This is a genomic window from Dysgonomonas sp. HGC4, from assembly GCF_001261715.1.
In the GTDB taxonomy this organism is placed as follows: domain Bacteria; phylum Bacteroidota; class Bacteroidia; order Bacteroidales; family Dysgonomonadaceae; genus Dysgonomonas_A.
Map to the genome: position 1 here is coordinate 40,447 of NZ_CVRU01000015.1, position 9,063 is coordinate 49,509.

The following is a 9,063-nucleotide window of genomic DNA, read 5'->3' on the forward strand; positions in this document are numbered from 1 at the left end:
AATGAAAGAACAAAAATTGACAATCATAATGTATCATTATGTTCGAGATTTGAAAAATTCTCGTTATCCCTCCATAAAAGGGCTTGATACGGAGTTGTTTAGAGGGCAGGTCGAGTATCTTTATAAACATTATAATTTTGTAACTGTTGAGCAGATAATTGCTGCTTTTGACAAAGAAGAACAGCTCCCCTCTAAAGCCGTTTTATTGACATTTGATGATGCATATATTGATCATTTTACTAATGTTTTTCCGATTTTACATAAAAAGAACATTCAAGGGGCATTCTTCCCTCCAGTTAAGGCAATAACCCAGCATAGAGTTTTGGATGTGAATAAAATTCATTTCATCCTTGCATCTATTGAAAATACATCGGTGTTATTAGATAATATTAAATTATTACTAAATGAATATCAAAGCGAATATAATTTAGAGCCTTATGATTATTATTTTGAAAAATTAGCTCAAGCTAATAGATTTGATGCAAAAGAGGTAATCTTCGTAAAAAGGCTTCTACAAGTCGAGCTTGATGAATCATTGAGGCTGATATTTACAGATAGGCTATTCTCTAAATTTGTATCTTCTGATGAAGAGGCATTCAGTAGAGAGTTGTATATGAGTGAAGACCAAATTGAATGTATGGTTAATTCTGGTATGCATATTGGAAGTCATGGGTATGACCATTATTGGCTTGGTTCTCTTTCGAAAGAAAAGCAGGAATTAGAAATTCAAGAATCAATAAAATTTATTCAGAAAGTTGGAGGTGATATTGATAATTGGACTATTGGTTATCCTTATGGAAACTATAATGAAGATACAATATCTTTACTGAAAAAATATAACTGTAAGTTAGGTTTTACTACAAAAGTTGATGTTGCGACGCTTAGTGAATTAAGTGATGATATAAAGTATAAGCTTCCTCGTCTAGATACAAATGATCTACCTAAGAATAAAGATTCAAACACGAATGAGTGGTTTAGGGAAGGTTAAGTTCTATACAATAAACTATACTCAAATTCGTTAAGTTAGTAGAATATATTTAATTGATGATAAAAAAACTTATTTTAGTTGGCGGAGGTGGTCATTGTAAATCTGTAATTGATGTTGCGGAGAGTAATGGCTATGCAATATTAGGAATTTTGGATACAGCGGATAATATTGGTAAAAAAGTTCTAGATTACACTATTATTGGTACAGATGATGATATTATTAAATATGTGGAAGAAGTTAAGTTTATTGTTACTGTAGGACAGGTCAAGAATGTTTTATTACGTATGGAATTGCATGATAGAATAATAACAGCCGGGGGAAGCTTAGCTACTTTAGTTGCTTCTTCTGCATATGTTTCAAAATATTCATCAATTGAAGCAGGGACAGTTGTATTGCATCAAGCGATGGTAAATGCCGATGCTGTCATTGGTAAAGGATGTATTATTAATACCTATGCTAATATAGAGCATGATGCTATTATTGGAGATTATACGCACATATCTACAGGTTCAATGGTAAATGGTGCTTGTAAGGTTGGGAGTGGCGTTTTTTTAGGTAGTCAGAGTGTATTGGCGCAAGGTGTTTGTATTGCTGATAACACTATCATTGGAGCAGGAACTTTTGTCAATAAGAATATATCTGATGTAGGAATATATGCGGGAAATCCAATGCGAAAATTTAGATAAGATGAATAAAACGATTATAATCGCAGAAGCGGGGGTTAATCATAATGGCTCCATTGAGTTAGCAAAGAAGTTGATTGATGCAGCATCAGCTGCTGGAGTTGATTACATTAAATTTCAGACATTCGATGCTAAGAAATTAGCTTCGAAAAATGCCCCAAAGGCCAATTACCAGGATAAAAATATGAAAGAGAGTGGTAGCTCTCAGCAGGAGATGCTTCAAAAATTAGAGCTTAGCCCTGAAGATCATTATGAACTGATAGCTTATTGCAAGCAGAAGAACATACACTTTTTCTCTACTGCTTTTGATTTGGATAGTTTAGATTTTTTAGCTAGTTTAAAATTGGGGTTATGGAAAGTTCCTTCAGGGGAAATAACAAATTACCCTTATTTAAAACGTATGGCAGAAACAAGTGATCCTATCATCCTATCAACGGGAATGTCGAATATGAATGATATAAGAAATGCTATTGATGCTTTTGTTTCTAACGGGGTCTCTAAAGATAACATAACCGTTTTACACTGCAACACGGAATATCCGACACCAATGGATGATGTTAATTTGAAAGCTATGAATTTTATTGGCAGAGAATTAGATGTCAGAATAGGATACTCTGATCACACATTAGGCATAGAGGTGCCTATTGCAGCAGTAGCTTTGGGTGCCACCATAATTGAAAAGCATTTCACACTAGATCGAAACATGGATGGACCTGACCATAAAGCTTCGTTAGAACCTCACGAGTTAAAAGAAATGGTTAAAGCTATTCGAAATATTGAGAAAGCTTTGGGTGTTGAGGAGAAGAAAATATCACCATCTGAGCAAAAAAATATGTTTGTTGCGAGAAAGAGTATTGTCGCGGCAAAAGATATTAAAAAAGGAGATCTTTTTACAGAGGAAAACATTACTGTAAAAAGACCTGGTACAGGAATCTCTCCTATGGAATGGGAAAATGTTCTAGGCAAAGTTGCTGTGTCTGATTTTATGGAAGACGATTTAATATCCTTTTAATCACGAATATGAGAAAAATTTGTGTTGTTACAGGAACAAGGGCTGAATATGGTATCTTAAGTCATTTAATGTCTCTGATAGAAGATAGTAATGACCTGCAGTTGCAAATTATTGCTACTAATATGCATTTATCTCCTGAATTTGGTCTTACGTATAAGGAAATAGAGAATGATGGCTTTATTATAAATAAAAAGGTACAGATGTTGGTCTCTTCTGATACTGAGAGTGCTACTGTTAAATCAATTGGGCTTGCTTGTATCGGTTTGGCTGATGCTTATGAAGATTTAATGCCTGATTTAATACTTATACTTGGAGATCGTTATGAGATGTTAGCAGCTGCTACAGCCGCTTTAATTTACAAAATACCTGTTGCCCATCTCCATGGAGGAGAAATCACTGAAGGAGCCTATGACGATGCTATTCGCCACGCAATAACAAAAATGAGCCATCTACACTTTACGTCTACTGAAGAGTATCGAGAAAGAGTAATTCAATTAGGAGAGACTCCTACTAGAGTATTTAATGTTGGAGCTTTGGGGGTGGAGAATATTCTAAGTACTCCTTTTTTATCCAAAAAAGATCTAGAAGATAGCATTGGTTTTGATTTGGGAGAGAAATCATTATTAATTACATTTCATCCAGTAACTTTAGGTAATAGTTCATCAGAAGAACAATTTAACAATTTATTATACGTTCTTAATGAGTATATAGATAAATATAGGATAATATTTACTATGCCTAATTCTGATACAGATGGAAGAGTTATTATGCAGTTAATTAATCAATTTGTATCGAAAAGCAACGGTTACGCGTCAGTATATTCCTCATTGGGTAGGCTTCGATATTTTTCAGCTTTAAAGTATGTGGATGCTGTAATAGGTAATTCTTCAAGTGGAATTATTGAGGTGCCTAGCTTTGGTATACCAACCCTTAATATAGGAGACCGTCAAAAAGGACGTATTGCGGCTTCAAGTGTTCTTGATTGTAGGACTACTATTGACGATATAAGAAAGGGAATGACTATACTTCTATCTTCTAAGATGAAAGAAAAAGCATTGTTGAAGAAAAATCCTTATATGAAAGAGCATACTTCGCAAAATATTTTGAATACTTTAAGTAACTATCCTCTAGATAATATAATTCGAAAAATTTTTTATGATGACAAACTATGATCAATAACCATTCTAATTATGTCATTTCAGATCAAGTAACAATTCTAGAAGCTTTGGTTGCCCTGAATAAGTTATCGAGCGATACTTTGACTTTGTTTGTTGTTGATGATAAGAATGTGATGCAGGGTACATTAACGGATGGAGATATTAGGAGAAAGCTAATAGAGGGGGCTACCCTTCAAGACTCTGTTTCAGGAGCTATTAATCGAGAATTTCATTCTATAAATAAAGGAGAGAGTAACGTTTTTCTTATAAAAAATCTTAAAGAAAAAGGTATTACATTAGTTCCTGTTTTAAACGAAAAAGGAGAAATTTTTGAAGTTTATAATTTAAAAAAGAAAAAATCTATTTTACCTGTTGATGCAGTCCTTATGGCTGGAGGAAAAGGTGAGAGATTGAGGCCCCTTACAGAGAAAACACCTAAACCGTTATTAATGGTTGGTAATAAACCTATTATAGATCATAATATTGATCGATTGATTGATTACGGTGTTAGTAATGTATTTGTAACTGTAAATTACTTAAAAGAACAGTTAATAGCTCATTTTAAAAATGACAGAAATGGGGTTACTGTAAAATGTGTATCAGAACCATGTTTTTTAGGAACTATGGGGTCTGTAAAATTTGTTGAGAATTTCTTTAATAATTATATCTTGGTAATGAATTCTGATTTATTTACTAATATAGATTATGAAGAATTTTTTCTTCATTTTATGGAACACGATGCAGATATGTCTGTTGTTGCTGTTCCTTATACGATATCTATACCTTATGGGGTGTTTGATTTAGAGGGACGTGTGATTAAAGGTATTCGAGAGAAACCGATTCTTAATTATTATGCAAATGCAGGAATATATTTATTTAAGAAAGAATTTTTAGATTTGATTCCTAATGGCAAGTTTTTTAATGCGACAGACCTTATTGATATATTAGTTGGAAAAGGACATAAAGTTATTCGATTTCCCCTTACTGGGTATTGGATTGATATTGGAAAGCATGAAGAATATAAAAAAGCGCAAGAATTAATAAAACATTTATAGAGTGATATGAGAAAAATATTAGTTATTATTCCTGCTAGAGGTGGGAGTAAAGGTATTCCTCATAAGAATATAAAATTAATGAATGGAAAACCATTAATTTTATATTCTATAGATGTTGCTAGAGAGCTTGTCCATGATATTGACATTTGTGTATCTACGGATGAGGATGAGATAATAGATATTGTTGAAAGGTATGGACTTGAGGTCCCTTTTAAAAGGCCAGAAATACTTGCTACTGATACAGCAACAACCAACGATGTATTACTTCATGCTATAAATTACTATAGATCAATAGGTGCTTGTTATGAGTTAATAGTTTTATTACAACCTACATCTCCACTTCGAAAAATAAATCATCTTAGGGAAGCTCTTGCTTTATATAAAGATTCTGTTGACATGGTTGTATCTGTTAAAGAATCTTCTGTGGGAGGTGTTTTGTGTGTTGAAGATGAACTCGGATATCTCGAACCTGTTTTTAATAAAAGAGGAGGAAGGAGGCAAGATATGCAATCTTTTTATGAATATAATGGAGCAATTTATATAATAAATATAAATGCTTTAGAAAGAAAGGGATTACAAGCTCTTGACAAAAAAATTAAGTATATAATGCCAATAGAGGATTCTATTGATATTGATAACCAATATGATTGGGATATTGCTGAGTATTTGCTTATGAAACAATGAGATTATGAAAATTGTTAAGTTATTATTTATACCTTTAGTACTATTTCTCTCCTGTTCTAGTGTAGATGATTCTATATATGATACTCTCCTAGACATGAATAGTTTTAACTCTCAGAACGTCTCTCAAATAACGAAAAATATAATATTTAAGGAAGACGATTTGCCGAATAAAAAGTATAGTCGGATTCCAACTGTTATTATTGCTAATAATGGGAGTATTTTAGCTGCTTGTGAAAAAAGAAATCAGTTTGAAGATAAAGGAGATATGGATATATTATTAGCTGTTAGTTCAAATAAGGGAAAGTCTTATCATAAAGAGATTTTATTTCAAAATGACATTAAGAATGGGCGTAAAATGAATCCGAGTTTTGTTGTTGATAGGTTTGGTTATCATGGAGCTGTTGGTCGAATATATTGTTTTGTTTTAAGTGTTCTAAATCCTAATAAATATGGAAACCAATTAAGTAAAGGAGAATCGAACACATTATATAAATATTCGGATGATAATGGCTTAACTTGGAGTCACGAATTTGAACTAAATGCAAAATTTCCTAAAAATTGTATTGTGTTTGGTTCTTCTCCGGCTAACGGAATCCAATTGAAAAATGGAACCCTTGTTATTCCTGCCTTTGTGGCTTTTGAGGATAATTCATATAGAAGTGGAATTGTATTTAAAACACCCAAAGGAGATTGGGAATTCAGTTACATTAATTTAGGGTATAGTTATACAGATAATGAATGTACGATCTTACCTTCAATAGATGGAAATTCTGTGATTGTGAATTCTCGAGCAGAAAGTATGCCTCATCGAAATATTTATCAGAGTAGTGAAATTGTAGAAGGTGTTAAAGGACCTTCGATTACTTGGACAAATCATACTTCAAATGCTTTATTTAAGGTTCCTGGTCCTTGTCAGGCTAGCTTGGAGGTAATTCCAGGAAACAGCCCTACATACTTGTTTTCTAATCCTGCTGAGAACCCAAGAAAATATATTTGTATTTGGTCTTCTTCCGATATCTATATGTGGACACCACGTTATTTGGTTACAAGAAATCTTTCGGCAGGCTACTCTGTTCTTACATATTATAAGAATAGACTTTTAGTTATTTATGAAAGTAATTCTAAGGTGACGGAATGTGAGATACAAGATATATCACCACTTTTAAATTACTTAAAGAATAATGTATATGATAATGAGGGTATTGGTAAATAATAAACTATTTAGAAATGGAGCATTATTTTCTATTTTTTCATTTTTGAATAGTGGGATTTCTTTTTTACTCCTTTTTGTTTTAGCTAATTATTTCTCTCCAGAGGAATATGGTTATTTGAATTTGTTTACAACTATAACGACTGTATTCTCATTGCTAGTCACATTAAATACAAATGGTTTTTTTTCTATTTCCTATTTTAGAGTTTCTGAAGAAACTCTAAAACGTATTATAAGTTGTGTTTTAGTTGTTTCATTCATAGTGTCATTCTTTTTTGGGGTACTGATTATTTGCTTTTCGAGTATCTCTTCTAAGATTATTGGAATAGGATTTCAATATCAGCTTATCGCTTTAATTATATGTTTTTTTCAGGTTTTTATTACTTTAAAATTAGAAATTTGGAGATTAGAAGAAAGGCCTATTAGTTATGGTGTATTTACCTTTGGAATTGCAGTATTTAGTGCCATATTTGCGCTGTATTTTGTGATTAAGTTGGATATGGGCTGGCTAGGAAGGGTTTATTCACAACTTCTAATTATAGTAAGCTTCTTTATTATATCTGCCACTCTATTAATTAAAGAAGGTTATATAACAAGGCTAGAGCCAACAAAAAAAATAATGAAAGAGGCTTTATTATATGGAGTCCCTCTTGTTCCACACAGCTTATCTACTTGGATTAGACAAGGACTTGATAGATATATAATCAATTTATATTTAGGAGTAACAGAAGTTGGTTATTTTAGCTTTGCATTTAATATATATAATATTATATTAATGATTGGAACAGCTTTTAATGCTACAAATTCTGTTCATCTTTTTAAAATTTTGTCTGAAGTTAATAAAGATGAAGCAGAAGTTAAACGTAAGTTGAGGAAGCAAATTAAATTAATGTGTGTGTTTTTTCTTGCGATAGCATTAATTATTATTATGTGTAGCTATATCTTCATCCCTATTGTTTTTCCTCAATATAATCCTTCCATTCCTTATTTATTTCCTCTAGTGGCAGCGGGTTTCTTCCAATGTTTGTATTTTTTATTTGTGAATTTTTTATTCTTCTATAAGAAGACTAAAAAATTAATGATTATAACAATTTCAGTCTCTGTATTCCATTTACTATTATCATTAGCTTTTACACGTTTTGGGATGATATATACAGCATATATATCACTTTTTAGTAATTTTCTTATTTGTTTATTTGTGATAATCTATTCAAATCGCTATCTTAATTTTAATCTTAGAAAAGTAGTATGAAGTTATTTATAGGAAACCTTTTTTTATTATTATCTCTATTACGTCAATTCTTTAAAAGAAATCTTTCTTTTAAAATTAAGATGCCCATTGCGGAAACAAATGAAATTATTATTTTGGGTAATGGGCCTTCTTTGACAGAGTCCCTAACGAAATATGAGGATCTATTAAAGCAGAAGGATATTGCTGTTGTGAATTTCTTTCCTTTAAGTCCTTCTTTTTGCTTGTTAACTCCTAAGTTTTTAGTATTGACAGATTCTGCATTCTGGGAAAATGATTTATCTGAAGATGTATTGAGAAAAATAGATCGAATGGGCCAAATCCTAATTGAACAAGTTGATTGGCATCTAACAATTTTTCTCCCTTATATTAGTCATCGAGCTAGTCGTTTCAAAAATATAATACTGCAAAATTCAAGAATATCTTTAAAATATTATAATTCGGCCTCATCCCCTCATGGACATAAATATTTACAGCACTTTTTTTATAAAAAGAATATATTGATGCCTGTCGCTCAAAATGTTCTTATTGCTGCCATTTTTCTTTCTATTCAAATGAGATATCCTATTGTGGAAATTCTTGGAGCAGATCATTCTTGGCTGAGTGAATTAAGTGTTTTGCCTGATAATATTTTGTATATAAGAGATACCCACTTTTATGATAAGGAGATAAATTATACTCCATTTTATAGTAATAAAATTAAAGGTGAGACGTTTAAAGTTAATGAGGTATTGTCTATTCTATCCATAACATTTAGCTCTTACTGGAAACTGAACGCTTATGCTAAAGACCAGAATATAACAATTTATAATTGTACGGAAAATAGTTTTATTGATGCGTTTGAAAGAAAAAGATTATGATAAATTATATTAGAAGCTTTCCTTTTTTCTCTTGGTTAGTTTGGTATTTAAAAACAAAATTATTTCTGTTCAAAAATAGAAATAAACGAATAACTATAGGAACTAATGCTCGAATATATAAAACATCTATTGCTGGTTATAATCGTTTATATAATGATGTATTAG

Annotated in this window: 9 protein-coding genes; all 9 read left to right on the forward strand. The window is 31.5% G+C overall.

Translation table 11 applies throughout. The annotated features are described in order from the left end of the window. Position 1 precedes the first annotated feature (1 nt). The 9 genes from HGC4_RS01135 (at position 2) to HGC4_RS01175 (ending at position 8,898) form a co-directional block, all read left to right on the forward strand. Positions 2 to 988: a polysaccharide deacetylase family protein gene (locus HGC4_RS01135; RefSeq protein ID WP_050708274.1), complete on the forward strand. Its 987-nt coding sequence runs from the start codon at positions 2 to 4 to the stop codon at positions 986 to 988. A gap of 56 nt (positions 989 to 1,044) precedes the next feature. Continuing rightward, positions 1,045 to 1,674: an acetyltransferase gene (locus HGC4_RS01140; protein WP_185099931.1), complete on the forward strand. Its 630-nt coding sequence runs from the start codon at positions 1,045 to 1,047 to the stop codon at positions 1,672 to 1,674. A gap of 1 nt (position 1,675) precedes the next feature. After that, complete coding sequence (gene neuB / locus HGC4_RS01145; RefSeq protein WP_050708275.1) at positions 1,676 to 2,683, forward strand: N-acetylneuraminate synthase; 1,008 nt, start codon at positions 1,676 to 1,678, stop codon at positions 2,681 to 2,683. A gap of 8 nt (positions 2,684 to 2,691) precedes the next feature. After that, on the forward strand, positions 2,692 to 3,855 hold the full coding sequence (gene neuC, locus HGC4_RS01150) for a UDP-N-acetylglucosamine 2-epimerase (protein WP_050708276.1): 1,164 nt from the start codon (positions 2,692 to 2,694) through the stop codon (positions 3,853 to 3,855). Continuing rightward, positions 3,852 to 4,895 carry a nucleotidyltransferase family protein gene (locus HGC4_RS01155; protein ID WP_050708277.1) on the forward strand — a complete coding sequence of 348 codons (1,044 nt, stop codon included), beginning with the start codon at positions 3,852 to 3,854 and terminating at the stop codon, positions 4,893 to 4,895. The genes neuC and HGC4_RS01155 overlap by 4 nt, the downstream gene beginning before the upstream one ends. Before the next feature lie 6 nt (positions 4,896 to 4,901). After that, complete coding sequence (locus HGC4_RS01160; RefSeq protein WP_050708278.1) at positions 4,902 to 5,579, forward strand: acylneuraminate cytidylyltransferase family protein; 678 nt, start codon at positions 4,902 to 4,904, stop codon at positions 5,577 to 5,579. A gap of 94 nt (positions 5,580 to 5,673) precedes the next feature. Further along, positions 5,674 to 6,792 carry a sialidase family protein gene (locus HGC4_RS01165; protein ID WP_157258058.1) on the forward strand — a complete coding sequence of 373 codons (1,119 nt, stop codon included), beginning with the start codon at positions 5,674 to 5,676 and terminating at the stop codon, positions 6,790 to 6,792. Beyond that, entirely contained in the window at positions 6,773 to 8,041 is a 1,269-nt protein-coding gene (locus HGC4_RS01170; RefSeq protein WP_157258060.1) for a lipopolysaccharide biosynthesis protein, read from the forward strand. Before HGC4_RS01165 ends, HGC4_RS01170 begins: the two co-directional genes overlap by 20 nt. Next, entirely contained in the window at positions 8,038 to 8,898 is an 861-nt protein-coding gene (locus tag HGC4_RS01175) for a hypothetical protein (protein WP_050708281.1), read from the forward strand. The genes HGC4_RS01170 and HGC4_RS01175 overlap by 4 nt, the downstream gene beginning before the upstream one ends. Positions 8,899 to 9,063: the final 165 nt, after the last annotated feature.

Bases quoted from the DNA above. Each gene is read 5' to 3' on its own strand.
- HGC4_RS01170 (WP_157258060.1), top strand. From the start codon at position 6,773: ATGAGGGTATTGGTAAATAATAAACTATTTAGAAATGGAGCATTATTT.
- HGC4_RS01140 (WP_185099931.1), top strand. From the start codon at position 1,045: ATGATAAAAAAACTTATTTTAGTTGGCGGAGGTGGTCATTGTAAATCT.
- HGC4_RS01175 (WP_050708281.1), top strand. From the start codon at position 8,038: ATGAAGTTATTTATAGGAAACCTTTTTTTATTATTATCTCTATTACGT.
- HGC4_RS01155 (WP_050708277.1), top strand. From the start codon at position 3,852: ATGATCAATAACCATTCTAATTATGTCATTTCAGATCAAGTAACAATT.
- HGC4_RS01160 (WP_050708278.1), top strand. From the start codon at position 4,902: ATGAGAAAAATATTAGTTATTATTCCTGCTAGAGGTGGGAGTAAAGGT.
- neuB (WP_050708275.1), top strand. From the start codon at position 1,676: ATGAATAAAACGATTATAATCGCAGAAGCGGGGGTTAATCATAATGGC.
- HGC4_RS01165 (WP_157258058.1), top strand. From the start codon at position 5,674: ATGAATAGTTTTAACTCTCAGAACGTCTCTCAAATAACGAAAAATATA.
- neuC (WP_050708276.1), top strand. From the start codon at position 2,692: ATGAGAAAAATTTGTGTTGTTACAGGAACAAGGGCTGAATATGGTATC.
- HGC4_RS01135 (WP_050708274.1), top strand. From the start codon at position 2: ATGAAAGAACAAAAATTGACAATCATAATGTATCATTATGTTCGAGAT.